This is a genomic window from Campylobacter concisus (assembly GCF_003049065.1).
Taxonomy (GTDB): domain Bacteria; phylum Campylobacterota; class Campylobacteria; order Campylobacterales; family Campylobacteraceae; genus Campylobacter_A; species Campylobacter_A concisus_BE.
The window spans coordinates 83960-107933 of the sequence record NZ_PISC01000004.1; the positions used below are offsets into that span (position 1 = coordinate 83960).

The 23974-nt window shown below is 40.0% G+C and carries 24 protein-coding genes, 1 tRNA gene and 1 other RNA gene; 14 read left to right on the forward strand and 12 right to left on the reverse strand.

The window, feature by feature from the left end:
• Nucleotides 1-106 precede the first annotated feature (106 nt).
• The 5 genes from dnaA (at nt 107) to CVS81_RS04635 (ending at nt 6834) form a co-directional block, all read left to right on the forward strand.
• Nucleotides 107-1417, forward strand: coding sequence for a chromosomal replication initiator protein DnaA (gene dnaA, locus CVS81_RS04615; protein ID WP_002940543.1), 1311 nt, complete (start codon nt 107-109; stop codon nt 1415-1417).
• Between the two features lie 152 nt (nt 1418-1569).
• Nucleotides 1570-2637, forward strand: a complete 1068-nt coding sequence (gene dnaN / locus CVS81_RS04620; protein WP_103614206.1) for a DNA polymerase III subunit beta — start codon at nt 1570-1572, stop codon at nt 2635-2637.
• A gap of 17 nt (nt 2638-2654) precedes the next feature.
• Nucleotides 2655-4964 carry a DNA topoisomerase (ATP-hydrolyzing) subunit B gene (gyrB, locus tag CVS81_RS04625; protein ID WP_103610399.1) on the forward strand — a complete coding sequence of 770 codons (2310 nt, stop codon included), beginning with the start codon at nt 2655-2657 and terminating at the stop codon, nt 4962-4964.
• A gap of 17 nt (nt 4965-4981) precedes the next feature.
• The gene (gene queF, locus CVS81_RS04630) at nt 4982-5599 is read left to right on the forward strand and encodes a preQ(1) synthase (RefSeq protein WP_234399521.1); all 618 of its coding nucleotides are present in this window, start codon (nt 4982-4984) and stop codon (nt 5597-5599) included.
• A complete protein-coding gene (locus CVS81_RS04635) occupies nt 5599-6834 on the forward strand; it encodes an HD domain-containing protein (protein ID WP_087583364.1) in 1236 nt (411 codons plus the stop codon). The genes queF and CVS81_RS04635 overlap by 1 nt, the downstream gene beginning before the upstream one ends.
• Here the strand turns inward: CVS81_RS04635 and ffs are convergent.
• Nucleotides 6821-6918, reverse strand: an RNA gene (gene ffs, locus CVS81_RS04640) — signal recognition particle sRNA small type. The two genes, CVS81_RS04635 and ffs, sit on opposite strands and share 14 nt — an antisense overlap.
• A gap of 113 nt (nt 6919-7031) precedes the next feature.
• On the opposite strand from ffs, the gene CVS81_RS04645 reads away from it, so the two are divergent.
• Entirely contained in the window at nt 7032-7466 is a 435-nt protein-coding gene (locus CVS81_RS04645) for a hypothetical protein (protein WP_009295127.1), read from the forward strand.
• 370 nt (nt 7467-7836) lie between these two features.
• Here CVS81_RS04645 and CVS81_RS04655 read toward each other — a convergent pair whose 3' ends face one another.
• From CVS81_RS04655 to purM, 3 genes are all read right to left on the reverse strand, one after another.
• On the reverse strand, nt 7837-8256 hold the full coding sequence (locus CVS81_RS04655) for an RDD family protein (RefSeq protein ID WP_107965243.1): 420 nt from the start codon (nt 8254-8256) through the stop codon (nt 7837-7839).
• Between the two features lies 1 nt (nt 8257).
• Nucleotides 8258-8392, reverse strand: coding sequence for a hypothetical protein (locus CVS81_RS10120; RefSeq protein ID WP_265094383.1), 135 nt, complete (start codon nt 8390-8392; stop codon nt 8258-8260).
• 67 nt (nt 8393-8459) lie between these two features.
• Nucleotides 8460-9443, reverse strand: a complete 984-nt coding sequence (gene purM, locus CVS81_RS04660) for a phosphoribosylformylglycinamidine cyclo-ligase (protein ID WP_107965244.1) — start codon at nt 9441-9443, stop codon at nt 8460-8462.
• A gap of 79 nt (nt 9444-9522) precedes the next feature.
• Here purM and coaE point away from each other — a divergent pair, with 79 nt between their 5' ends.
• Nucleotides 9523-10125 (forward strand): dephospho-CoA kinase, encoded by a 603-nt coding sequence (gene coaE / locus CVS81_RS04665; protein ID WP_107965245.1) that lies wholly within the window; start codon nt 9523-9525, stop codon nt 10123-10125.
• Here the strand turns inward: coaE and CVS81_RS04670 are convergent.
• A complete protein-coding gene (locus CVS81_RS04670) occupies nt 10115-10735 on the reverse strand; it encodes a DNA alkylation repair protein (protein ID WP_107965246.1) in 621 nt (206 codons plus the stop codon). The two genes, coaE and CVS81_RS04670, sit on opposite strands and share 11 nt — an antisense overlap.
• A 75-nt stretch (nt 10736-10810) precedes the next feature.
• Here CVS81_RS04670 and dapF point away from each other — a divergent pair, with 75 nt between their 5' ends.
• Nucleotides 10811-11554 carry a diaminopimelate epimerase gene (dapF, locus tag CVS81_RS04675; protein ID WP_107965247.1) on the forward strand — a complete coding sequence of 248 codons (744 nt, stop codon included), beginning with the start codon at nt 10811-10813 and terminating at the stop codon, nt 11552-11554.
• Between the two features lie 409 nt (nt 11555-11963).
• Here the strand turns inward: dapF and rplT are convergent, their stop codons facing one another.
• Nucleotides 11964-12320: a 50S ribosomal protein L20 gene (rplT, locus tag CVS81_RS04680; protein ID WP_009295119.1), complete on the reverse strand. Its 357-nt coding sequence runs from the start codon at nt 12318-12320 to the stop codon at nt 11964-11966.
• A 100-nt stretch (nt 12321-12420) separates the two neighbouring features.
• Nucleotides 12421-12612: a 50S ribosomal protein L35 gene (rpmI, locus tag CVS81_RS04685; protein WP_087581277.1), complete on the reverse strand. Its 192-nt coding sequence runs from the start codon at nt 12610-12612 to the stop codon at nt 12421-12423.
• Nucleotides 12613-12813: 201 nt separating this feature from the next.
• Here rpmI and CVS81_RS04690 point away from each other — a divergent pair, with 201 nt between their 5' ends.
• From CVS81_RS04690 to CVS81_RS04710, 4 genes are all read left to right on the forward strand, one after another.
• Entirely contained in the window at nt 12814-14310 is a 1497-nt protein-coding gene (locus tag CVS81_RS04690; protein ID WP_107965248.1) for a C69 family dipeptidase, read from the forward strand.
• A 503-nt stretch (nt 14311-14813) separates the two neighbouring features.
• Entirely contained in the window at nt 14814-17087 is a 2274-nt protein-coding gene (gene metE, locus CVS81_RS04700; RefSeq protein ID WP_107965250.1) for a 5-methyltetrahydropteroyltriglutamate--homocysteine S-methyltransferase, read from the forward strand.
• 25 nt (nt 17088-17112) lie between these two features.
• Nucleotides 17113-17571: a hypothetical protein gene (locus CVS81_RS04705; protein WP_035169741.1), complete on the forward strand. Its 459-nt coding sequence runs from the start codon at nt 17113-17115 to the stop codon at nt 17569-17571.
• Nucleotides 17572-17575: 4 nt separating this feature from the next.
• The gene (locus CVS81_RS04710; protein ID WP_107965251.1) at nt 17576-18460 is read left to right on the forward strand and encodes a methylenetetrahydrofolate reductase; all 885 of its coding nucleotides are present in this window, start codon (nt 17576-17578) and stop codon (nt 18458-18460) included.
• 389 nt (nt 18461-18849) lie between these two features.
• Here the strand turns inward: CVS81_RS04710 and CVS81_RS09850 are convergent, their stop codons facing one another.
• The 4 genes from CVS81_RS09850 to CVS81_RS04725 are packed head-to-tail and all read right to left on the reverse strand — an operon-like array spanning nt 18850 to nt 20602.
• On the reverse strand, nt 18850-19044 hold the full coding sequence (locus CVS81_RS09850) for a helix-turn-helix domain-containing protein (protein ID WP_199907151.1): 195 nt from the start codon (nt 19042-19044) through the stop codon (nt 18850-18852).
• A 31-nt stretch (nt 19045-19075) separates the two neighbouring features.
• A complete protein-coding gene (locus CVS81_RS09855) occupies nt 19076-19453 on the reverse strand; it encodes a response regulator (RefSeq protein WP_199907153.1) in 378 nt (125 codons plus the stop codon).
• A 10-nt stretch (nt 19454-19463) separates the two neighbouring features.
• Nucleotides 19464-20168: a cytochrome c3 family protein gene (locus CVS81_RS04720; protein ID WP_107929847.1), complete on the reverse strand. Its 705-nt coding sequence runs from the start codon at nt 20166-20168 to the stop codon at nt 19464-19466.
• Nucleotides 20165-20602 (reverse strand): cytochrome c3 family protein, encoded by a 438-nt coding sequence (locus CVS81_RS04725; RefSeq protein ID WP_107965252.1) that lies wholly within the window; start codon nt 20600-20602, stop codon nt 20165-20167. The genes CVS81_RS04720 and CVS81_RS04725 overlap by 4 nt, the downstream gene beginning before the upstream one ends.
• Nucleotides 20603-20826: 224 nt before the next feature.
• Here CVS81_RS04725 and CVS81_RS04730 point away from each other — a divergent pair.
• Nucleotides 20827-20902 (forward strand) — tRNA-Val (locus tag CVS81_RS04730).
• A gap of 245 nt (nt 20903-21147) precedes the next feature.
• Nucleotides 21148-22461 carry an Ig-like domain-containing protein gene (locus CVS81_RS04735; protein ID WP_107965253.1) on the forward strand — a complete coding sequence of 438 codons (1314 nt, stop codon included), beginning with the start codon at nt 21148-21150 and terminating at the stop codon, nt 22459-22461.
• A gap of 45 nt (nt 22462-22506) precedes the next feature.
• On the opposite strand, the gene CVS81_RS04740 is transcribed toward CVS81_RS04735, so the two are convergent.
• Nucleotides 22507-23925 (reverse strand): alanine/glycine:cation symporter family protein, encoded by a 1419-nt coding sequence (locus CVS81_RS04740; RefSeq protein ID WP_012000977.1) that lies wholly within the window; start codon nt 23923-23925, stop codon nt 22507-22509.
• Between the last annotated feature and the right edge of the window lie 49 nt (nt 23926-23974).

Consider the following 23974-nt stretch of genomic DNA (forward strand, 5'->3'; position numbering starts at 1 on the left):
CACGACTTTTTCACGGCGTGAAAAAGTTTGTCGGAGTTTAACAAAGGTTTTATTAAATTTAAGATAAAATCGCTAATAAAATTAATTACTTCAAAAGGGTTTAAATTTGCTAGCAGACGAGATTTTAGAGCTTTTACAGACAAAAATATCAGCTAATGAATTTGACTGCTACATCAAACAATTAAAATTTAACGAAAAGGCTTCAAACGAAGATTTTATAGTTTTTAACGCCACGAGTGAGTTGATGGCTAAATTTATAAAAACTAGATACGCTGAAAAGATCGCCTACCTTTACGAAGTAAAAACCGGCAAAAAGCCAGAGGTCGAGATAACTAGCCAAACAAAGCTAAAAAACATAAAGCAAAACCAAGTAAATGTAAAGCAGATCAAGGCGCAAAGCAGCATTTTAAACCCTGGATATACATTTGAAAATTTTGTCTGCGGCGACTCAAATCAGTTTGCATTTTTAAACGCAAAAGCAGTTGCAGACAAGCCTGGCGTGCTTTACAACCCACTTTTTATATATGGTACAACCGGCCTTGGTAAGACGCACTTACTTCAGTCAGTTGGCAACTACTGCCTAGATCAAGGCAAGGTCGTTATCTGCGTCACGAGCGATCAGTTTATGATTGATTTTACCACACATCTAAATAGCCACTCGATGACTAAATTTCGTGAAAAATACCGAAACTGCGATGTTTTACTAATAGACGACGTGCAATTTCTAGGCAAAACAGATAAAATTCAAGAGGAGTTTTTCAACACCTTTAACGAGCTCATCGCCAAAAAAGGTCAGATCGTCATGACCTCAGACCGCCCAGCAAAGATACTAAAAGGCTTTGATGAGAGGCTAAAGTCTAGGTTTGAACAGAGCATAATGGCTGATATCACGCCACCTGAGCTTGATACAAAGATAGCTATCATCATCAAAAAATGTGAATTTGACAAAATTTATCTAAACAAAGAGGTGATCGACTACATCGCTACAAACATGGGCGATAATATCCGCGAGATCGAGGGCGCTATCATAAATTTAAACGCCTATGCAAGCTTGATGAGAGTTGAGATAACGCTTGAATTTGCTAAAAACACGCTAAAAGATCTCATCAAAGAGAAGCATGAAAATATAAATTTAGAGACCATTATAGAGATCGTGAGCAAAGAGCTAAATATCAAGCCAAGCGACATAAAAAGCAAGTCAAGAGTGCAAAACATCGTCGAGGCTAGACGTATCATCATCTACCTTGCAAAGATGCTTACAACAAATTCAATGCCACAAATCGCAAACTATTTTGGTATGAAAGACCATAGCGCCGTTAGTCACAACATAAAAAAGATAAACGAGCTCATGGAGAGCAACGAAATTTTCAACCTCAGAGTGACTGAGATAAAGAATAAAATTTTAACAAAAGGATAAAACAGAATGAAATTCGTGAATAAATGTGAAGAAATGAAAAATTCTTTTCACATTTTAAATAACGATGCTGGCGTGAGAAAAGATGGTTTTCACACTTTCACGCTACCAACTAATACAACAAAAAGAAAATTAAAAATAATAGGGAGTATTTAATGAAGGTTTTAATAAACAAAAACATGCTTGAGAGCATAGTAACAAACACTAATCCATATCTCGAAAAAAGAGATCTTAGTGCTATAACATCTCACATCTATATCTCTGCAAAAGATGGAGTTTTAAACATAAAAGCGACTGATCACGAGATAGGACTAGCATATAAACTAAGCAACGTAAAGATCGTTGATGAGGGCTATGCGACTGCAAATGGTAAAAAGCTACTTGACATCATCAAAAGCCTAAAAGATGAAGAGGTAACGCTTGAAACTGTCAATAACTATCTTTACATCAAGCAAAAAAACTCAAAATACAAACTTCCAATGTATAAATTTGAAGACTTCCCAGAGTTTCCAACGATAGAAGGCAAGGCTAAATTTGACATAGACGCCATAATGCTAGGCAGAAGCTTAAAGAAAATTTTACCTTGCATCGATAGCAACAACCCTAAATTTGAGCTAAACGGCGCTTTACTAGATATAAAACAAAACTATATAAATATAGTAGGTACCGATACAAAAAGGCTAGCTGTATTTAAATTTGCAAATGAAGCGAGCAATGAATTTTCACTAATCATCCCTAAAAAAGCGATAAATGAAATTCAAAAGCTATTTTTTGACAAGATAGAAATTTACTATGATGAAAACGTCCTCATCGCTCAAAGCCAAAATTTTGAGTTTTTCACAAAGCTGATAAATGGCAAATTCCCTGACTATGAGCGCGTTATACCAAAAGATATCGCTATAAGATTTGAGCTAAGCAGAGATAAGATGGTTGAGGGCATCAAAACTATCTCGATGCTAAGCGATCAGATGAAGATAACTTTTTCAAAAGAGAGCATAACATTTGAGAGCATTATAGAGGACAACTCTGAAGCCAAAACGATGATAGAGTTTCAAACAGGACTTGAAGAAGATATCAGCATAAATGTAAAAAATAGAAATTTAATAGACTTCTTGCAAAGTATAGAAGATGAGAAATTTGAGTTTGGATTTAAAGATAAAAATTTACCTTTCGTTGTTAGCTCAAAAGAGCTTTTAACGGTTATAAGTCCATTAAATATATAAGTTAAAAAAGGTTTATGATGGAAAATAATTACGGCGCAGAAAATATTAAAGTACTAAAAGGTCTTGAGGCAGTTAGGAAGCGCCCAGGCATGTATATAGGCGATACTAACATAAGCGGTCTTCACCACATGATCTACGAAGTCGTTGATAACTCTATCGACGAAGCGATGGCAGGATACTGCGATACGATAGATGTTGAGCTTACACGTGAGGGCTCAGCGATCATTAGTGATAATGGCCGTGGTATCCCAGTAGATATGCACCCGACTGAGAAAATTTCAGCTGCGACTGTTGTTCTAACTGTACTTCACGCTGGTGGTAAATTTGACAAGGACACATATAAGGTCTCAGGCGGTCTTCACGGCGTTGGTGTATCTGTCGTAAATGCTCTTTCTAAAAAGCTAGTCGTAAATATCAAACGCGATGGCAAGCTTCATAGACAAGAATTCTCATGTGGTATCCCACAAAGCGATCTTGAAGTTATAAAAACTACAAACCGCACAGGCACGCAAGTCGAGTTTTGGCCAGATGATAGCATATTTGAAGTGACTGAATTTGATGATGAAATTTTAGTTAAAAGATTTCGCGAGCTAGCCTATCTAAACCCAAAGATAACTATAAATTTCAAAGATCAAAGAAATGGCAGAAGCGAGAGCTTTCATTTTGAGGGCGGACTTGAGAGCTTTGTAACTGATATGAACAAGGCAAATGCTGTCAGCAAAGCAGTCTCATTTAGCGGCGGCGAAGATGATGTTATGGTTGATTTTGCACTGCTTTACAACGACACTTATAGTGAAAATTTACTAAGCTTTGTAAATAACATAAAAACTCCAGATGGTGGTACGCACGAGGCTGGCTTTAGAGCAGGCCTTACAAGAGTTATCACAAACTACGTTCAAGCAAACGCTGCTGCACGTGAAAAAGATACAAAGATAACTGGCGAAGATATCCGCGAGGGACTAATAGCAGTTGTAAGTGTAAAGGTGCCAGAGCCGCAGTTTGAGGGACAAACAAAGGGCAAACTAGGCTCAAGCTACGTAAAACCTATCGTTCAAAAGATGGTTTTTGACGTGCTTACAAAGTATTTTGAAGAAAATCCTATCGAAGCAAGAGCGATAATGGATAAAGCTCTAATGGCAGCTCGTGGTCGCGAGGCCGCTAAAAAAGCAAGGGATCTAACTCGTAAAAAAGAGAGCATGAGCGTAGGCACGCTTCCTGGCAAACTGGCTGATTGTCAGAGTAAAGACCCAGTAATTAGCGAGCTATACCTAGTGGAGGGCGACTCTGCGGGCGGTTCTGCAAAGCAAGGACGTGATAGAGTTTTTCAAGCGATATTACCGCTTAAGGGTAAAATTCTAAATGTTGAAAAGGCAAGACTAGATAAAATTTTAAAATCTGATGAGATAAAAAATATGATAACAGCGCTAGGTTGTGGTATCGGAGATGAATTTGACGCTGAAAAGCTTAGATATCATAAGATCATTATCATGACCGACGCCGACGTCGATGGCAGCCACATCCAGACGCTACTTTTAACTTTCTTCTTTAGATTTTTAAATAAAGTTGTTGAAAACGGCCACATCTATCTAGCTCAGCCGCCACTTTACCGCTATAAAAAAGGTAAGAAAGAAATTTATCTAAAAGATGAAAAGGCACTAAACGAATTTCTTATCGAAACTGGCATCGAGGGCGTTGATATAGAGGGTATAGGAAGCGCTGATTTGATTGATTTCTTAAAGATCGTTGCAGCTTATAGAAGCGTCTTAAAAGAGCTTGAAAAACGCTTTAACGTCCTTTCAGCGATCCGCTATATGATAGAAAATCCAGACATAGTCTCAAAAAGCTACAATGAAATTTTTGAAATTTTAAGAGACTTCTTAAAAGCTGAGGGTCATAACATACTAAACCACTACGTTAGCGATGATGAGGTTAGAATTTATGTTCAAACTGAAAGCGGCCTAGAAGAGCTTGTGGTAAATGAAAATTTATTTACAAATCCACTCTATGAAGAGGCGCTTTACATCAGCCAAAAGATAAAAGAGCGCGGCCTAGACTTGCATAGTGACGTTATAGACGTGCTTGATGAAGTAGAGAAAAATGCGAAAAAAGGTGCATATATCCAGCGTTACAAAGGTCTTGGTGAGATGAACCCTGAGCAGCTTTGGGAGACTACGATGAACCCTGAGAACAGAAGACTTTTAAAGATCGATATAAACGACGCTATAAGCGCTTCTGACACGTTTAATCTCTTTATGGGCGATGAGGTCGAGCCAAGAAGAAACTACATCCAAGATCACGCAAAAGACGTTAAACACTTGGATATTTAAAAGAAAAAGGATAAAGAATGAGCGAAGAGATGAAGTATGGCGAGAAAATTTTAAAAGAATTTGACGTAGAGAGTGACCTTGAGGTCTGGGAAAATAAGCAAACAAGGGACTATGTCATAAAGATCACTCTGCCTGAGTTTTGCTGCCTTTGCCCTCGCTCTGGTTATCCTGACTTTGCGACCATATACCTTGAGTACATCCCAAACAAGCTAGTTGTCGAGCTAAAAGCTATAAAGCTTTATATAAATAGCTTTATGAACCGCAACATCAGCCACGAAGATAGTATAAATGAAATTTACTCTGTTTTAGAGAAAAAGCTTGAGCCTAAATTTATGAAGATAGTTGGCGACTTTAACCCACGTGGAAATGTCCACACAGTTATCGAGATCAGCTCTGATCTAGTAGTAAAAAAGCCAGCTGAAGAGAAAGAATACGCTCCAAGAAGTAGGGAGAGAAGCTTTAGCGACAAGCCACGTGAGAGACATAGCTCAAGCGATCGCGCTAGCAGTAGAGGCAGCAGAGATGATAAATTTAAAAAAGATGACAAGCCAAGAAGAAGCTCAAACAAAGAGGGCTTTAGAAAGATAAGCTACGCCGATGATAAGAAGCCAAAAGTAGTCAAAAAGGATAAATAATGATAAGTGCTAAGCTTATAGAACATATCTTTAAAGCAGCATCTATATCACGTTGGAACGACTATCCAAAGATGACAAATTTAGTCGAGCTTGACAAGCAGGCTCATAAATTTATCATCGCTTATTTCATAGCAAAACAAGAGCAAAATGCCGACATGAACTACATCATCGAGGCTGGAATTTTTGAGTTTTTAAGCAGGGTCGTAGTCACAGACATACGTCCTGATGTCTTTCACCACATCCAAAAGACAAAAAAGGAGCAGATAAATAGCTGGGTTTTAAGCAATCTTGAGACGCTCATCTCAGATATCGAGGACGGCGAGTTTTTGGAGAGATTTAAAAACCACTATAAAAACGACAAAACTCACGAAAAAGAGCGCCTTATACTAAAAGCAGCCAGCTATCTTGCCACGAGGTGGGAATTTTCTATCGTCTATCAAACGAGCCAGTTTTTAAGCGACATCGACGAGCTTAAGGCGAAGGTTGAGGAGGAGATGGAGGATTATTACGAGTTAATTGGTGTTAGAAAGATCGCTATGAATCAAAAATTAGCCCGCCTTGTTGATCTAAGTGGCAGGCTAAGGTTTCAAAAGCGCTGGGCACAAACGCCACGCATCCCTGAAACTGCGGTCTTAGGGCATATGCTAGTTGTTGCGATACTTAGCTATTTTTATTCACTAAAAGCAAAAGCTTGCAAAAAACGCTTAGAAAATAACTTCTTTTGCGCACTATTTCACGACCTACCAGAGAGTCTCACAAGAGATATCATAAGCCCTGTAAAATACGGCGTAAAGGGGCTAAATGAGATCATCAGCGAGTATGAGATGAGGCTTATTGATGAGAGGATTTTGCCATTTGTGCCTGAAAAGATCAAAGATGAGTTTAGCTACATCCTTGGTATCAGAAAAGATGGCGAGAAATTTATCAAAGATGAGTTTGAAAATAGGACATTCGAGCGCAAGATCATCTGCCACGAAGGGACGATGGAGAATGTAAATGAGGATAAATTTAACCCAATAGATGGCAAAGCGCTAAAATACTGCGACAAGCTCTCAGCCTACATCGAAGCTGGAATTTCTATAAGCTACGGTGTCAAGTCAAAAGAACTAACCGATGGCTTTAATAATATGTATAAATTTTTTAGCGAAAAACCTAAGATCGATGGAGTGGATTTTTTAGAAATTTGCGATGATTTTAATGAGCATTTTGGTTTAGAAAGACCCCCTCTCAGATGACTGCGGCACACACTTAATACAAGTGCTCTGCTGTGTTCCCACCCTGAAGCGGTGCTCATAAAAAGCATTGCACAGGTCTAAGAAGGAGCTTCGCAATCATACAAAAACTATACTTAAATTTAGTTTTATAGTTACATTTTTAAAAATTTAGCTTTAAGAGTATATAATCTCACATAAATTTCACCAAAAGTAGGGCAATGTCAGGAAAGATCAAACTTCGTTTTTTATCGGCCTTTAGAGATTTTTTTGTCTATCATCACAAGTCTTTAGAGTTTCGTGCCAAAATTTTTGCTGCGATTATCTCGGCTAAATTTGACCCAGATGAGGATGATTTTTTCATCTTAAATGACATCGTAAATGAAATTTATGAAAACGATCAGACTAGAAAAGACTTCTTAATCCAAACCGTTAGAGAGTACGTGGCAAGGGTCAAAAGAAACGATAGGATCACGCTTGACACACTTCTTTTAAGCATAGATAAAGATATGAAAGATCATAAAAGATATGCTAAAAAGATAGACTTTTCGCACCTTCGCCGCTTAATGAGTGGTTGCGAGGAGGAAATTTTAGTGCAGCAAAGAGTTTATGAGTTTTTGATAAACGAGGTCAAACTCTACTCCCAAAGCGCTTAAAATTTACGCTAAATTTAATCAAAAATTTTCGTGGCTTGTAGCTAAATTTCTTCATTTTCAGCCTTGATTTTCACTATTTATCTAGCTAGTTTGGGCGATTTATGTCCAAGAATTTGAAACAATACTTCATCAGCTAAATTTACATTGATAAATGTGCATTATTTTGTGATAAAGCTGTTGTCAAGATAAAAAATTAAGCGCATAGATTAGCCCTATGTGATGAGTGGTGCGGGATTGTAGCTTTTTGGTGACGATCTAGTAAAGAGCAAGACATAGGGCTTTCAAAAGAGTATATTTGTGAGATTATAAAAGAGAGTATCGATACAAAGTTAGGCAAAAACCGCCTTCTTTGGCACGGAGTGAAGTAAATTTAAGCTGCTTTTTGCACGGCGGCTGAGTGGGTTATGATGTCGTGTAAATTTAGCTTGTCTTTTCTAAAAAAGCAAAGGCAAAGTCCGATGACGCTAAAGCCAGCAAATGCAAAGCAAATTTGGCGCAAGATCGCGTGAAAAAGGCCTAGTTTTTTGCCGGTTTGTAAATTTATGAGATAAATTTCTTGTGCTTTGTAGCCTGGAGTTTGCGCTTTTATGCTAAAAAAGAGGCACATTATAAGTGAGATGATACTATTTACCACAAAGATCGCAAGCTGGTTGTTTAAAAAGGCCTCTTTACCGCCAAGAACGAGATATGTGCTGATGTAAAATACTGGCATACCGATGATGAAAAGATCGATGATAAAGGCCTTTACTCTAGCCCAGATCGGTGCGATTTTCGCCTTTTGTTTTGCCAAGTTACTTTCCTGTATTTATAAAAATTCGGCTAAATTTCTCGCCGTTATCATGCGTGACGCAGAGCATAGTAGAGGTGCGCGAGACCTCGCACCAGTGATTATAAGGATCAAGCTTTTTTATCTCGCTCTTTAGCACGCCAAAATAGCCTATATAAACGCTAAGATTTTTGATCTTAGTAGGCGTTTTTTGCTGATTTCTTGCATTAAACTAGCTCAACGCCTTTGCCACTTACTACTTCGCCGATCACGTAGCCATCGCTATTTGCTAAGACAGCATCAACGTTTTCTTTAGGCACGACAAGGATCATACCAACGCCCATGTTAAATGTCCTCATCATCTCGCTATCTTCTACTTTTTGCGCGAGGATTTTAAAAATTTCAGGCGTTTTTACAGCGCTTTTTTGCACCTTTGCACCAAGTCCAGCAGGAAAGACGCGAGGCAAGTTTTCAACTATGCCGCCACCCGTTATATGCGCCATCGCTGTGATCTTATCTTTTAATCTCAAAAAGTCGCTCACGTAAATTCTAGTTGGCTCAAGAAGCACGTCGATTAGCTTGCGCTCACCCACTTTTTCATCAAATTTTAGCCCAAGCTCGCTTACTACTTTTCTTGCAAGAGAGAAGCCATTTGAGTGCAGGCCGCTACTTGGAAGTGCGACTAAAACGTCGCCAGATTTTACAAATTTACTCCTGTCGATCTCGTCAGCCTCAGCGATACCAACGGCAAATCCAGCAAGGTCAAAGTCGCCCTTTTCATACATCGACGGCATCTCGGCTGTCTCACCACCGATCAGCGCGCACTGCGCCTTTTTGCAGCCATTTGCGATGCTTTTTACCACCTCTTTGGCGCTTTCTATTTCAAGCTTTGCAGTCGCGTAGTAGTCGAGGAAAAAGAGTGGTGTGGCGAAGTTGCAGATGAGGTCATTTACGCACATAGCGACTAGATCCTCGCCAACACCGTCAAATTTCTTAGCGTCGATAGCTAGGCGAAGCTTCGTGCCAACGCCGTCGGTCGCGCCTAAAATGGCTGGATTTTTATATCCGCTTGGCAGTCTGACCGCACCTGAAAATGATCCGATGCCGCCTATGACGTTTGGTGTTTGCGTAGATTTTACGAAAGGCTTGATCGCCTCAACAAAGCTATTTCCAGCATCTATATCAACTCCGGCATCTTTATAACTTATCATTTTCACCCTTTTGGTTATTTTTTAAAACTTTAGCCAAAAGTTGCTAAAATTGTTATCAATTTTCAAAAATGGAGCGAGTTTGCAGAAATTTCCAAACGCCTACGTCATCACAGGCTCGATCGCTAGTGGCAAAAGTACGGTTGTAAATTTACTAAAAGAGCGAGGTTTTAGCGTGATAGATGCGGACCTCATCGCACACGAACAGCTTGAAATTTGTAAATGTGAGATAGTAAAAGCTTTTGGCGAGCAAATTTTAGATGAGACTGGCAGGATAGATCGCAAAAAGCTTGGCGCCATAGTCTTTAACGAGCCAAAAAAGCTTAAAAATTTAGAGCAAATTTTGCACCCAAAGATAAAAGCTGAAATTTTATCACAAGCTTCGCAGCTTGAGGGTTTGGGAGAGATTTATTTTGTCGATATCCCTTTGTTTTTTGAAAAAAAAGAGCGTTACGATGAGTTTAAAAATGTAGCCGTGATCTATGCACCAAAAGAGCTTTTACTAAGCCGTCTAATGAGCCGAAATGGGCTAAGCTTAGAGGATGCAAAAGCTAGAGTAGAGCTTCAGATGGACATCGAGCAAAAGCGAAAAATGGCAAAATTTGTTATAGATAATAGCAGCGACATGGAGAATTTACAGCTTGAGCTAGAGAAATTTCTAGGCCAAATTTGCGCTATTTCTTGATAAATTTACTAGCAAATTTATATGTTTGCATGGCCTCTTTACTAGCTAAATCCCAGCTATCAAGCTCGGCTTTTACTAAATTTGGAAATTTCTTGCTTATATCTTTTAGAGCGTTGCCAACCGACTTTCTAAGATACTCGCTCTCGTCTTCTTTTAGGCTGGCTATGCGCCTAATGGCCTCATCTGGGTTATCTTTAAAATAGGGCCTATTTGTCCATATCCTAAGCCCCTCACTTACGGCTCTTTTTGCATTTGCGTTGCCGTTTTCTAGCCACTCATCGATCGTTAAAAGTGCCTGCTCGTAGCCAACTTTTTTACAAAACTCGTCAAACGCCTTTGCCAGTACCTCTTGAACCCTCCAGTTTTCATCTTTTGAGACTTCATCTCTCATAAACGCCAAAATTTCTTCACTATCTGATAGGTGCCCAAAGAGAAAAACCGCATACATCCGCACTTGATAGAGCTTCGAGCCGTATGCTAGGTATGCAAGCTCTTTGCAGTGCGCAGCTCCCTTTGCTTTATAGTCAGCCAAAGCTCTTTTTTCTTGCTCTTTAAAGCCATTTTCTATCAAAGAAAACTCTTTTTCTAAATTTAAGATGTAGCTTTTCAAAGTGTCTCCTTTAAAATCACTAATAACTCTTATCTAAATTTTAGTAAAATCAAGCAAAAAATAAAAGGATGGCTCATGCAAGTCTCAAAATATAACGCTAGCGGCAACGATTTTGTCATATTTCACACATTTTTGAGCAAAGATAGAAGCGAGCTTGCAAGGCAAATTTGCAGCCGAACAAACGGCGTGGGAGCTGACGGGCTCATCGTGCTTTTGCCTTACGAAAAGGGCGTAAAATGGGAGTTTTACAACAGCGACGGAAGCTACGCTGCGATGTGTGGCAACGGCTCGCGTGCGGCTGCTAGATATGCCTATCTAAACGGCCTTGTTAGTTCAAGCGAATTTACTCTGCTAACTGGTAGCGGCGAGGTGATGGCAAGCGTGAAAGATGGGTGCGTCGAGGTCGTGCTAACAAATCCAAAAATTTTAAGCGAGCCACTAAATGAAGGTGGCAAAACTTGGTACTTTTACGATACTGGCGTGCCACATCTTGTAAATTTCACGCAAAATTTAGATGAATTTGACGTCAAAGAGTGCAGGGCGCTTCGTCAAAAATACAATGCAAATGTAAATTTAGCCAAATTTGATGGCGGAGTTTTAAGGGTGAGAACCTATGAAAGGGGCGTGGAGGACGAGACGCTAGCTTGTGGCACTGGCATGGCGGCTTGCTTTTACGGCGCTACTTTAAATTTAAACGCAGCGCAAAGCCTAAAAGTCTATCCAAAAAGCGGCGAAGAGCTTGGACTTAGGCTAGAAAACGGCAAAATCTTATTTAGTGGAGCGGTGAAACACTGCTTTGATACGAGTATCGAAATTTAGCTTTTAGAGCGATTTTTACGCTTGCTTTGGGTTAGCCAGAGCAAGCAAATTTTCAAATTTATATCACTAAATTTGCACTTAATGGCCGAACTAAATTTATAGCGGCGCTGATTAAAATTTAAATACAAACCATTTAAGAGTTTAGCTACTTAAATATCTCGAGAATAAATTTATATGAAATTTTGTGGGGTGTAAAAATCTCTGCCGAAATTTTATTTAATGGAGTGGTGAAACACTGTTTTGATATGAGTATTAAAATTTAGCTATTTTGGCTGCTAGTAGTTAAATTTGGCTAGTAGTTTGTAAAAGTCGCGGGTAGTAAATTAAAACAAAGAGTTTTATAGAAATTTTGTTATTAAAATTTAAAGTGTATAAAAAGGAAGATCTCCGCCGAAGCGGAGAAAAGGTGTTATTTCAAAGCATCTTTTGCTTGTTTTGCAAGTGCCGCAAATGCCTTCGCGTCATTCATAGCTAGATCAGCTAAAATTTTTCTATCAAGTTCTATGTTAGCTTTGTTTAAGCCGTTGATAAATCTTGAATAGCTAATGTCGTTTAGCCTGCAAGCTGCGTTGATACGAACGATCCATAAACGTCTGAAATCACGTTTTTTCTGGCGTCTGTCGCGGTATGCGTAAACTAAACTTCTCTCTAGTTGCTCTTTAGCTTTTCTAAAGTGTTTATGTCTAGCACTGAAAAAGCCACGTGCTAGCTTTAAAACTTTCTTATGGCGTCTTCTTCTAACTACGCCTGTTTTTACTCTTGCCATATTTATCCTTTTACAAATTGGCGCTCACGAAGTGAGTCTTGCCCCTAAATTTGGGGGAGTTTGAATGACTTTTTTGTCAAAAACTTAAATCTACGCTGCTTTATACGCCGAGCATTTTGCGAACGGCTGGGACATTTGTGCTGTCCACGTAGTGTGGGCCACGAAGGTCTCTCATACGCTTAGTAGGTTTTTTTGTTAAGATGTGGCTTCTAAAAGCAGAGCCTCTTTTTATCTTATTTTTACCTACTTTAAAGCGCTTAGCAGCACCGCGAACGGTTTTCATCTTTGGCATGCTAATCCTTTTTGAAATTTTATACGCAAGTGCGTAAGATTTGGATTATAGCGAAAAATCCTTTAGAAAATTTAAATTTCACTTAGACAAAATTTGCAATAAATTTACATTTAACTTAAAAAAGTTTTAAAATTTAGAATTAAATTATTAAATTTGAAATATAATCACATATAAGAAATTTATTTTACTAAAGGAGTAAAAATGAAAGGGAAAATTCTTGCATCAATCGTCGCTATGAGTGCGATTTTAGGCACAAGTAGCTTGGCATGCACTACCATTTTAGTAGGAGATAAAGCTTCAAACGACGGCTCTATGCTAGTGGCTAGAAGCGCTGATAGCAAGGCTATAAAGGCTCAAGTCTTTTTGATACACCCAGCTACGAAAAATCAAACTGGCATGCACAGCTCAAAGGCGCATGACGGCGCAAATGACTTTACATATCCGCTCCCAAAAGATGGCATGAGATACACAACTATCGCAAATTCACACACAAAGCTTCACGGAGCAGTCGGCTACAACGAGGCTGGCGTAGGACTTAGTGGCACTGAGACTATCTACGCAAAAGATGAGCTTTTAAAAGTTGATCCATACAACGAAGAAACCGGCATCACAGAAGATGACATCCCAGACGTGCTTTTGCCGCGTATGAAGAGTGCAAAAGAGGGCGTTAAGCTTCTTGGCGAGATAGTGGAGACAAAAGGCGCTGGCGAGGGCTTTGGCGTGGTATTTGTCGATGCAAACGAGCTTTGGTACTTTGAAACTGGCACAGGTCATAAATGGATCGCTTCAAAGATCCCACAAGATGAGTATTTCGTCACTGCAAACCAAGGCAGACTTCACGCTTATAAAGAGAATGATCCAAATTTCATGGGCGCAAAAGATGTCATCAAATTTGCGATCGATAACAAGACTTATGACCCTGCAAAAGACGGAGAATTTAACTTTACAAAGGCCTATACAAGGGACGATGAGAGAGATGTGACTTATAACTACCCACGTGTTTGCTGGGTTCAAAGCATGTTTAACCCAAGCTTAAAACAAGACTTCGCCGATGGTCAAAAATTCCCAGTATTTTTAAAACCAGAGAAAAAACTAAGTGTTGAAGACCTAAAAGCTGCGATGAGAGCCCACTACGACGGCACTGCGTTTGATAACTACGCTAGCAAAGACGAAGATAAGAAAAATATCTACCGCGCTATAAGTGTCTTTAGAACGTATGAGTCTCACGTCATGCAGGTGCGCCCATGGCTACCAAAAGAGATCGGCCGTGTGACATACGTCGCTCTTGGTATGGCTGATCTTAGCGTTTATTTGCCGTATTATGAGGGGCTTGATGGCTTTATAAAAGGCTACTCAGATGGCTCATACGATGCTGATGATACTTCGATATACTGGGTTTATAGAAAGCTTCAAACTCTTGTGATGACTGACTATGAGAAGTATTCGCCAGTGGTTAAAGAGGCCTACGCTAAATTTGAAAAAGAGTTGGCGGTAAAACAGGCTAAATTTGAAGATGAGTACGTAAAACTTTACAAAAAAGATAAGAAAAAAGCGGACAAACTCTTAAATGAATTTAGCCAAAAGACTATGCAAGAGGCTAAAGATCTAACACAGGAGCTTACAAACAAAGTCTTTACTATGCTTACAGCCGACATGGACGCTAAGCTAAAATCTCTAAATAAAGGCAAAAAAGACTAAAAGTTTTGGGCGTGAAATTTAGTAGCGCCCAAATTTAAACAAAAATTTGGCAAAGAGCGTTTATAATGCGGCAAAAATTCACTACAAAGGAAAAACGCTGATGCCTTGTCCCATGCGTAAAGCTCATTAATCTCGGCAAAAAACATATCAGCGATTTTCAAAAAACACGCAAATTTTTAAACAATTTTACATTTTTTCACATTGAGATAAATCCCTTTTTGCTAGCAGGTCCGCTGCACTGTAACTGCATTTTTAAAAATAAAACGAAGCAATGTTTGAAATTTGGCAAGGACCTTTTTAGTAGGATTTTTTATAAATTTTACTTTAGCTTAAGAAGAAGCGGGTGTCATCCACCGCGTTTGGGGTGAACCAGACTTGTGCGCAGCACAACAACATTGAACGTGCTGGGGGTTTGGGTTGTAGGGATGTACCTGCATAAAAATATTCAAGGTTGCTGTGCTTTGCACAGTTTTAATTTAAAAAGAAATTTAAAAAGGATAAAAATGATAAAAAGTTATGTTTTAGGTTTTCCAAGAATCGGAGAGAAAAGAGAGTTAAAGCGTGCGTTAGAGGGCTTTTGGGCTGGTAAAGAGGGCTTTAGTGAAGAGAATTTGCAAGAGACTGCAAAGACGCTTCGCCAAAGACACTGGAAATATCAACAAGACGCTGGCATTTCGGCTATTAGCGTTAATGATTTTTCATTTTACGACCTAATGCTTGATAATATCATCGCTTTTGGCGCTACGCCTCCAAGATTTGCAAATTTAAGCGGCTCGGAGCAATATTTTGCTTGCTCAAGAGGCAATAAAAATGGCGTTGCGATGGAGATGACAAAGTGGTTTAACACAAACTACCACTACATCGTGCCAGAGCTTAGCAACGAGAGTAAATTTAGCCTAAAAGCAGATAAAATTTTAAATGAATACAAAGAGGCGAAGGCTAACGGCGTAAAAGGCAAGGTAAATTTGATCGGCCCTATCACATTTTTGGCTCTTTCAAAGACGACTGACGGCAGCTGCCCATTTAAGCACCTTGACGCGCTTGTGGGCGAGTACAAAAAGCTACTTGAGCAAATTTCTAAGTTTGATGATGAAATTTTAGTGCAGTTTGACGAGCCGATCTTTGTAACTGACAAAAACGAAAGCGACCTTTTGCCACTTATCACAAAGGTTTATAACGAGCTAACAGGTGTTGCAAAAAACATCAAGATCGTGTTTGCGACATATTTTGAGCATGCGATCAAGGCAGTTAGCGAAGTGGCTAAAACTAAAATTTATGGCATCGCACTTGACTTCATCCACGGCAAGAGAAATTTCGAGGCACTTGAGACTATCAAAAACAGCCACTTGACACTATTTGCTGGCGTGATCGACGGCAGAAATATCTGGAAAAGCAACATCGATGAGAAGGTAAAACTTGTTCGTGAAATTTCAGAAAAAATAGGCGGCAAAGACTTTTACATCGGCACTTCATGCTCACTTCTTCACGTGCCATACACTCTAAAATATGAAGAGAATTTAAACCCAGAGATCAAAAGCTGGCTAAGCTTTGCGGTTGAGAAGCTTGATGAGATCAAGATCATCACAAAACTAGCAAACGGCGAGAAGCTAAATGATGCTGAGGCTAAAATTTACGAAGAGAACAAAAATGCAGTTAAAACTCGCGCCACTTCAAAGCTCATCCACTCTGAAAGCGTTCAAAAACGTATCAAAAATTTAAGCAAATTTGAGCGTGACGAGAAATTTGAAGATCGCATAAAAATTCAACGTGAAACACTAAAATATGGTATCTTGCCAACAACAACGATAGGTAGCTTCCCTCAAACGGTTGATCTTCGCGTACTTCGTCAAAATTTCAAAAAAGGCGAGATCGATGCGGCCGCTTATGAAGCAGGCATCAAAAAATACATCGATCACTGCGTGAAATTTCAAGAAGATATCGGCCTAGACGTGCTAGTACATGGCGAGCCAGAGAGAAATGACATGGTTGAGTACTTTGGCGAGCAGATCAGCGGATATGCATTTAGCCAAAATGGCTGGGTACAAAGCTACGGCAGCCGCTGCGTCAAACCACCACTCCTCTTTGGTGACGTAAGCCGCCCAGAGCCGATGACTGTTAAGTGGATGAAATACGCTCAAAGTATCACAAAACACGTAATGAAGGGCATGCTAACAGGTCCTGTGACTATGCTAAACTGGAGCTTTGTGCGTGATGATCTTCCAAGAAGCGAGGTAGCAAAACAGCTTGCACTTTGTATCTATGACGAGATCGCAGACCTTCAAAATGCAGGCATCAGAGTGATCCAAGTCGATGAGGCAGCGTTTAAAGAGGGCTATCCGCTAAGAGCTGAAAATATCCCAGCTTATGAGAAATTTGCGGTTGATTGCTTTAAGCTTTCAGTAAGCTCAGCAGAGGCAAAAACTCAGATCCACACGCATATGTGCTACTCTGAATTTAACGATATTATTAAGACCATTGAGGCAATGGATGCTGATGTTATCAGTATCGAGACTGCAAGAAGTGGCAACGAGCTACTTAAAATTTTCAAAGCCGTTGGCTACAAACAAGAGGTCGGACCTGGCGTTTACGACATCCACAGCCCACGCGTGCCAAGTGTTGAGGAGATCGTCGCTCAGATCAAAGCTCTGCTTGAGGTCTTGCCAAAAGAGCAACTCTGGATCAACCCTGACTGCGGCCTAAAAACTAGAAAATGGGAAGAGGTCGAGCCAAGCCTTAAAAACATGGTAGAAGCCGTCAAGATCGTAAGAGGTCTATAAAATTTAATTAAAAAGGATTTGAAAAATGAAAAGGATTTTTCTATTTGTAATATTAGTTATCTTTGCGTCTGGATGTAGTTCTGGACGCCACTCTATACCACTCAACAAAGGTGCGTACAAGCAAACAAATATCTATAGTATCAGTGAGGCTTTAAATTTAGAAGCTGCTAAAAAAGAGCTAGCAGGCTTTGAAAATGTGAGGCTTGAATTTGGCTCAAACGACCAAAATAAAAGCGTCATCAAGGCAAACGTAAAGGTTCAAAGATTTATCACTGATAGCGGAGATATAAAGGGGTATTGCCAAGAGGCTTTTGTCGCCGTCATAAAAAGATATATGATAGCTGCTAAAAAGCAAAATGCCGACGTGGCAAATATCGTGAGCTTTTGGCGAGCCGACGCGAAATACCTAAAAGACGAGTTTGTCTGCATGTCGTCAAAAAGTTCTGTTGGCGTGGTGATGAGGGCTGATCTAGTTCAAAAGTGAGAAAATGCTAAAAGAGAAAATTTTAAATAAAGAAAAAGGGCTCGTGCTCTATGGACTCACGCCGCCAAAGGCTGAATTTGAAGAGGCAAAGCTGCGTGAGATCTCAGAGCGCTGGAGCGGGCGGATAAATGATATCAAGGCCGACGGGCTCGTGCTTTACGAGGTGCAAGATGAGAGCGAGCGAAATGAGAGCGAGAGGACATTTGAGTTTAGCGGGACGCTAAGCCCAGAAATTTACTACAAAAAGTACCTAAACGTCGCAACACCTAGCATATTTTATCGCGTGGCTAGCGGATACGGCGAGGATGAATTTCGCGCAGCACTTAAGGCTCAAAGCTCAAATTTAAACGTTCTAGTGGGGGCAACTTCAAGCACGCAAAAAGTGAGGCTAAATTTAGCTCGCGCTTACGAGATCGCTAGCGAATTTAAAGAGTTAGCAGTGGGTGGTGTCTGTATCGCAGAGCGTCACGGCAAAAAGGGCGATGAGCCACAAAGGATGCGTGAAAAGATCGCAGCCGGGGCTAAATTTTTCATATCGCAAGCGATATTTGACGCACAGCTAGCGCGTAAATTTTTAGAGGATTGCGCGGCTGCAAAGATAAGCGAGCCGATATTTCTTACATTTAGCACAGCTGGCAATGCAAAAACACTTGAATTTATCAAATGGCTCGGAGTGAGCGTGCCAAGCTCGGTCGAAGAGAGGCTAAATTTAAGCTCTGACTACTTAGCTAGTAGCTGCGAGATCATCAAAGAAATTTGGTGCGAGCTAAAGAAATTTGGCGATGAAAATGGGCTAAATTTAAGCATAAATATAGAAAGCGTCATGGCAAAACGCGCCGAGATAGAAGCGAGCTTGGAGCTTACAAAAAGCATAAGAGAGTTGGTGTAACGCCAGCTCTTGTTATAAATTTATACAAGTTCTTTCTTGATAGCGCAATGGCACCACAAATCCACAAAGAATAGTCGTTATCATTAGCGATCACAAGCTGTTTTAAAGGTCGGTTGGTCACTGCTTTGCAAATTTCAAAAACTGCTATAACAAAAACGATATGGCTTTATGTAAGAAATTTTACGAGATATACGAATACGGCAAACTGCTAAGAGAAAAAAGGCGGTGCTTTGGTAAGGCAAATTTATTAAATCTGCCCGAAAAATCGTTGAAGTCAAAATAGCCAAACAAGGCAAGAGTTTTTGCAAATTTAAGCAAATTTGATCCAAAAGTATAGAAATTTAGCCTTCAAACAATATCTAAATTTAACTAAACCTCCTCACTCTACCTTATATCCAGTGCCTTGCACGGGTTTTTAGGCAGATAGTTGGTATCTTAGCTCTTATCTCTCGCACGAGCGATCTTATGCGATCTTGCGATAAGGTTTCGTTTTTATATAGGTGGTGATCTATCTCGTCGTAGGTGACGACGTGGGGCGAGTTTTTGCATAAAATTTCAAGTAGCTCGCTCTCTTTTTTTGTCAAATCAGATTTTCTTATACACTGGGAGTTTTTGTCAAAGATTTAGCTCAAATTTAGAGCCTAAAAGCACCTTGCAAAGCCTAAAAACATGAAATAAAAACTCTTCAGGACAAAATGGCTTAATGATAAAATCATTAACTCTAGCGTAGTAAATCCTCTTAAAAACGCTAGTGATGCTAACGCCCCGCAAAAGCATAATGGGAGTGATGTTTTGGCTATCTCTTATAAATTTAACCAGATCAAGGTTTAAATTTCTAGCCTTTACGTCAAAAACGTACAGATCATATCTGTTGCCACACTCAAAGTCTTTAATGACTTCGCTAGCGCTTTTTAGCTGCATCATCCTAAACCCAAAGCGGTAAAGCGATGCATTTAGGATGACATTTTGCTCAAAGTCGCTTAAGAGCAGCAAAGCTTCTTTGTTAGCCAGCTAGACCGCCACCAGCTGGCTTTTTAGCGTCTTTTTCAGCCTTTTGTTTTAAAAATTCCTCTTCGTCTTTTGTAGGTTTGTACTCATCTTTGAAGAATTTTTGCTTAGTTTCGATCCTCTTTTCGATCATCTTTTTATCGTAAATTTTATACGATGGCTTCCAATACTCAAGATAGTTTCTAAAGCCAGCGCCGTGACCTGCGTCATAGTGGCAACTTACACATTTTAGCTCTTTAGGAGTGTCAAGGAGCTTTTTGTAGTGAGCGTGCATCTTTTGAGCTTGTGCTGAAGTGTTGTTGCTATCTATCACGTTTGTGTGGCAGCTTGTGCAGCCGTTGTCAAAGACGAAATGCTCGCGGTTTTTGAGGTTTTTGTGCCAATCAATAGCATTAGGATCGCCAAAGAAATGCACCCAGCCCTCTAAAATGCCGTTTTTCGCCTTTGTTAGGGCGTATTTTGCGATGTTGTCATGCGGTATGTGACAATCCACGCATCTTGCTTTTATGCCAGTTTTGCCCTTGCCGCTGTGGATGTCGTCGTTGTAGGCGATGACCATAGGGTCCATCTCGTGGCAAACGATGCAGAATTTATCCCCACTCGTCTCATCAAGTGCGTAATGAACTGGCAGAACGACTAAAAATCCAACAATTCCGCTTATGAAGATTATAAGCGCTAGTAATTTTTTTGAAATTTTCATGGTGTTACTCCATTCATCCATTGTGGCACCTCGTGTTCATGGCACTCAGAGCACATGTTTGTAGATGGTTTGTGTTCGTTGTGGCACTCGTCGCAGTACAAAGTTGGACCATCGTGAACAGAGTTGTGAGGATTTGCCTTTAGAGTATCCATAAATTTTAGCCTTTGGGCTAAGAGCTTTTTACTCTTGTGACAGGATAGGCAGCCAGCGTCGCCGATCGCTTTAAATTTGCTAGGATCATCGCCCTGGTTTTGGTGACAATCAACGCAGTCAAAGCTTAGGTGTTCATGATGAGGTTTGATCTTATACTTGGCTCTTAGCTCATCAGAGACTACTACTTTTGTGACGTTTAGATCGCCCTTTGGCATATCGGTGCCAAAGAGATGAAGCGAAAATAAACAGGCAAAAATAGCGATGAATTTAAGCTTATTCATACTCTTTTCCTTTCTATTAAGATTTTATAAACATCAAATTTCAATGGAAAACTAATATTTTTACTTAAACTTATTTTTATAAAATTATAGTCCTTGCTTGATTAAATCTGCATTAATAATATTTTAGAGTACTAAAATATAGACCAGTTTTATGAAGTTGAATTTTAAAGAAAAAGATAATTAAGCTAAATAAAATGGAAAATAAAATATAATCCCAAATCTTTGGTCCCGTAGCTCAGTTGGTAGAGCACTACCTTGACATGGTAGTGGTCGATGGTTCGAGTCCATTCGGGGCCACCATTTTTATATAAAATTCCCCAAAACACAAAAAACTAAAAAATAAAATTTAAAAATATTTTTTGTAACTCTGCCATTTTTAAATTTTAAACTAAATCCCTAAAATACGGCAAATTTTTACTAAATTTAACTCAAAAATTTATGACTTCACATTTCTAAAATGTCACAACTGTACCAAAGTACAATAGCTATAAAATAAATGTTTTACTTATAATTGACAACATAAAAATACGCAAAGGGGAAATACTATGAGTAAAGTTAAAGGACTAATCAAATCAATAATCGGCACGGATGCCATCGTCGCAGTTGATGCTAATGGAAATCAAAGAACTCTAAAAGCAGGCGACTTGATCTATGACAACGAGGTCATAAAAGAGCAAGATGGTGTAAAGGTCGAGGTGCAAGCTGCGCAAATTCAAAATGAAAATGCTAGCGATGAGACTGGCAAAGAGATAGCATCGCTACAAGAGCAACTACTAAATGGTAAAAATATCTCAGATATTGAAGAGACTGCAGCTGGCGGCACTCAATCAGCAGGCGGAGTAAGCTCGAATGGCGTGAGTCTTGGCGCTGCTGGCTTTGCAAATGGCGGTCATGAGTCAAACGTAAATGCAAATTTTGGCGATCTAAGCTCTCAAGCAAATGCTAGCGCAGAGGCTTTTACAAATGTAAGCGGTGGCGCAAGCGAGGAGGACTTTAGTCTTGATACGCTTGCAGCTGCGATAGATAATGCATATAACAATATATTGCCGCAGCCACTAGAAGTATCTGTCACAGCAGTGGATGATAATGTAGTTACTGGCAATACAGATCAGGCAGTAAGCAGCAACCTTGACATCGAGGGCAATATCTTAGAGCATGAAAATTCACAAAGAACAGGTCTGCATATCACAAATGATAACACCCCAACACTTAGTGGTAAGGCTACTCCAAACGCGACTATAAGCGTATTTGACGGCGAAGGCGAGAGCGCACCGTTACTTGGCACGACAACTACCGATGCAAATGGCAACTGGTCATACACACCAACTTCACCTTTAGCTGATGGGGACCATAAATTTACTATCGAAGCTAGCAAAGTAGCTGCAAATGGCGAAGAGCTAAAAGCTACAAGCACACAAGAGATCACTGTTGATACAAACAATAACACCTTGTCTATCACAAAAATATCTACTGATGACTTTTCTGACTTGTCACACTATAACACAATGTATGATAGCAATAAACAATACGACTTTTCACCGACCATAGAGGGTAAAGCTGAGCCATTTGCTGATATAAATTTAGTCATCACAAAAGCTGAAGTTGTTTACAATGATGGCTTAGGTAACTCTTGGGTAGAGAAAGGCAACGAAGCTCATGTGGTTGAGAAACTAAGCGCTAAGGCTGATGCTGATGGTAACTGGAAAGTTGAAAGTAGCGTTTTAAACAATAGAGATTTTGAGTACACAGTCCAAGCGTCGTCAGTCGATGAGGCTGGCAATAAATATGCTGAGCCTCAAGCAACGACATTTTATATGCCACTTGAGCCTATAACTGTCGCTCCAACAGACCACCTATAATAATAAATTTAATGTGGAGAGACCTTTCTCCACACACTCTTAAATCTACTTCAAATACTCTTTTACGTCGTATTCTTTGCCAGCGTCGTGATCTTTTAAAAGTTTAGCCACAACTGGGCTTAGAAGGATAATGGCGATTAAATTTGGCACAACCATAAGGCCGTTAAACATATCTGCTAAACTCCAGACAAAATCAACCTTTTGCAAGCTGCCTAAAAAGACAAAAACAACAACTAAAATTTTAAAAATTTTAACCGCTTTTGCGCCAAAAAGGTAGCGCACGTTGATCTCAGCGAAGTAGTACCAACCAATGATCGTCGTAAATGCGAAGAAAAATAGGCAGATCGCCACGAAGCTATAACCGCCAGTTTTGCCAAATATATGTGACGAAAACGCCTCTTGCACCAAGGTGATGCCAGTAAAGACTGCCTTGCCGTTTTCAAAGCTGATGACGTTTGCGGTTAGCACCACAAAAACGGTTATATTTAAGATGACAAAGGTGTCTATAAAGACGCTCATTATGCCAAGGACGGCTTGATCGACTGGGTGTTTGACGTTTGCAGCAGCGTGTGCGTGCGGAGTCGAGCCCATGCCAGCTTCGTTGCTGAAAAGTCCCCTTGCGATGCCGTATCTCATAGCAGCTGCGATGCTAGCTCCAGTTGCCCCACCCCAAGCAGCCGAAGGATCAAACGCAGCTTTAAATATTAGCGATATCGCCTCTGGGATTTGGTGAAAATTTAATGCGATGATAACCACGCCAACAACGATGTAAAGTAGTGCCATTAGCGGCACGATCTTTTCAGCGACCCTTGCGATCGCCTTTACGCCACCTATGAAAATTAGCGCGCAAATGAGAGCCAAAAATGCCCCTGTTAGCCACTGCGGTATGCCAAAAGCGCCGCTAAAGCCGTCTGATATGGAGTTTGCCTGAACCATGTTGCCGATAAAGCCAAGCGCGATGATGATAGCGATAGCGAAAAATCCAGCTAGAAATTTCGCCCATTTGCCCTTTAAACCGCGGCTTATGTAAAAGGCTGGACCGCCTATCGTGTGGCCGCTGTCATCTTTGGTGCGGTAAATTTGAGCGAGGCAAATTTCAGCAAAATTTGTAGCCATGCCCAAAAAGGCTGCGCACCACATCCAAAAAATAGCCCCAGGACCGCCCATGATAAGCGCTGTGGTCGCACCTACTAGGTTGCCAGTGCCAACTTGCGCTGCGATAGCGGTTGCTACTGCTTGAAACGAGCTCATACCAGCCTTGCCAGCAGCCTCGCCGTGAAGTGAGAAATTTCCAAAAAGTTCGCCTAAACCCATTTTAAACTTAAAAATCTGAACAAAGCCAAGTCTAATGGTGAAAAATAGTCCAGTGCCGCAAAGTAGGGCGATAAGGAAGTATGGACCCCAAAGAAATGAATTTATACTTTCAACGCAGTTATTTAAAATTTCAGCAAAATTTGTAGGCATTTTTTAACTTTCGTGATTGATTTGGATTTGAGAAGTATATTTGAATAAA

What these genes read in the sequence shown, in the direction of transcription:
- CVS81_RS04720 (WP_107929847.1), bottom strand. Translation starts at nt 20,168, where the DNA reads ATGAAAATTTCAAAAAAATTACTAGCGCTTATAATCTTCATAAGCGGA.
- CVS81_RS04645 (WP_009295127.1), top strand. Translation starts at nt 7,032, where the DNA reads ATGTCAGGAAAGATCAAACTTCGTTTTTTATCGGCCTTTAGAGATTTT.
- CVS81_RS04740 (WP_012000977.1), bottom strand. Translation starts at nt 23,925, where the DNA reads ATGCCTACAAATTTTGCTGAAATTTTAAATAACTGCGTTGAAAGTATA.
- dapF (WP_107965247.1), top strand. Translation starts at nt 10,811, where the DNA reads ATGCAAGTCTCAAAATATAACGCTAGCGGCAACGATTTTGTCATATTT.
- purM (WP_107965244.1), bottom strand. Translation starts at nt 9,443, where the DNA reads ATGATAAGTTATAAAGATGCCGGAGTTGATATAGATGCTGGAAATAGC.
- rpmI (WP_087581277.1), bottom strand. Translation starts at nt 12,612, where the DNA reads ATGCCAAAGATGAAAACCGTTCGCGGTGCTGCTAAGCGCTTTAAAGTA.
- CVS81_RS04735 (WP_107965253.1), top strand. Translation starts at nt 21,148, where the DNA reads ATGAGTAAAGTTAAAGGACTAATCAAATCAATAATCGGCACGGATGCC.
- queF (WP_234399521.1), top strand. Translation starts at nt 4,982, where the DNA reads ATGAGCGAAGAGATGAAGTATGGCGAGAAAATTTTAAAAGAATTTGAC.
- CVS81_RS04690 (WP_107965248.1), top strand. Translation starts at nt 12,814, where the DNA reads ATGAAAGGGAAAATTCTTGCATCAATCGTCGCTATGAGTGCGATTTTA.
- gyrB (WP_103610399.1), top strand. Translation starts at nt 2,655, where the DNA reads ATGGAAAATAATTACGGCGCAGAAAATATTAAAGTACTAAAAGGTCTT.
- CVS81_RS04710 (WP_107965251.1), top strand. Translation starts at nt 17,576, where the DNA reads ATGCTAAAAGAGAAAATTTTAAATAAAGAAAAAGGGCTCGTGCTCTAT.
- CVS81_RS04635 (WP_087583364.1), top strand. Translation starts at nt 5,599, where the DNA reads ATGATAAGTGCTAAGCTTATAGAACATATCTTTAAAGCAGCATCTATA.
- rplT (WP_009295119.1), bottom strand. Translation starts at nt 12,320, where the DNA reads ATGGCAAGAGTAAAAACAGGCGTAGTTAGAAGAAGACGCCATAAGAAA.
- metE (WP_107965250.1), top strand. Translation starts at nt 14,814, where the DNA reads ATGATAAAAAGTTATGTTTTAGGTTTTCCAAGAATCGGAGAGAAAAGA.
- CVS81_RS04725 (WP_107965252.1), bottom strand. Translation starts at nt 20,602, where the DNA reads ATGAATAAGCTTAAATTCATCGCTATTTTTGCCTGTTTATTTTCGCTT.
- dnaN (WP_103614206.1), top strand. Translation starts at nt 1,570, where the DNA reads ATGAAGGTTTTAATAAACAAAAACATGCTTGAGAGCATAGTAACAAAC.
- CVS81_RS04705 (WP_035169741.1), top strand. Translation starts at nt 17,113, where the DNA reads ATGAAAAGGATTTTTCTATTTGTAATATTAGTTATCTTTGCGTCTGGA.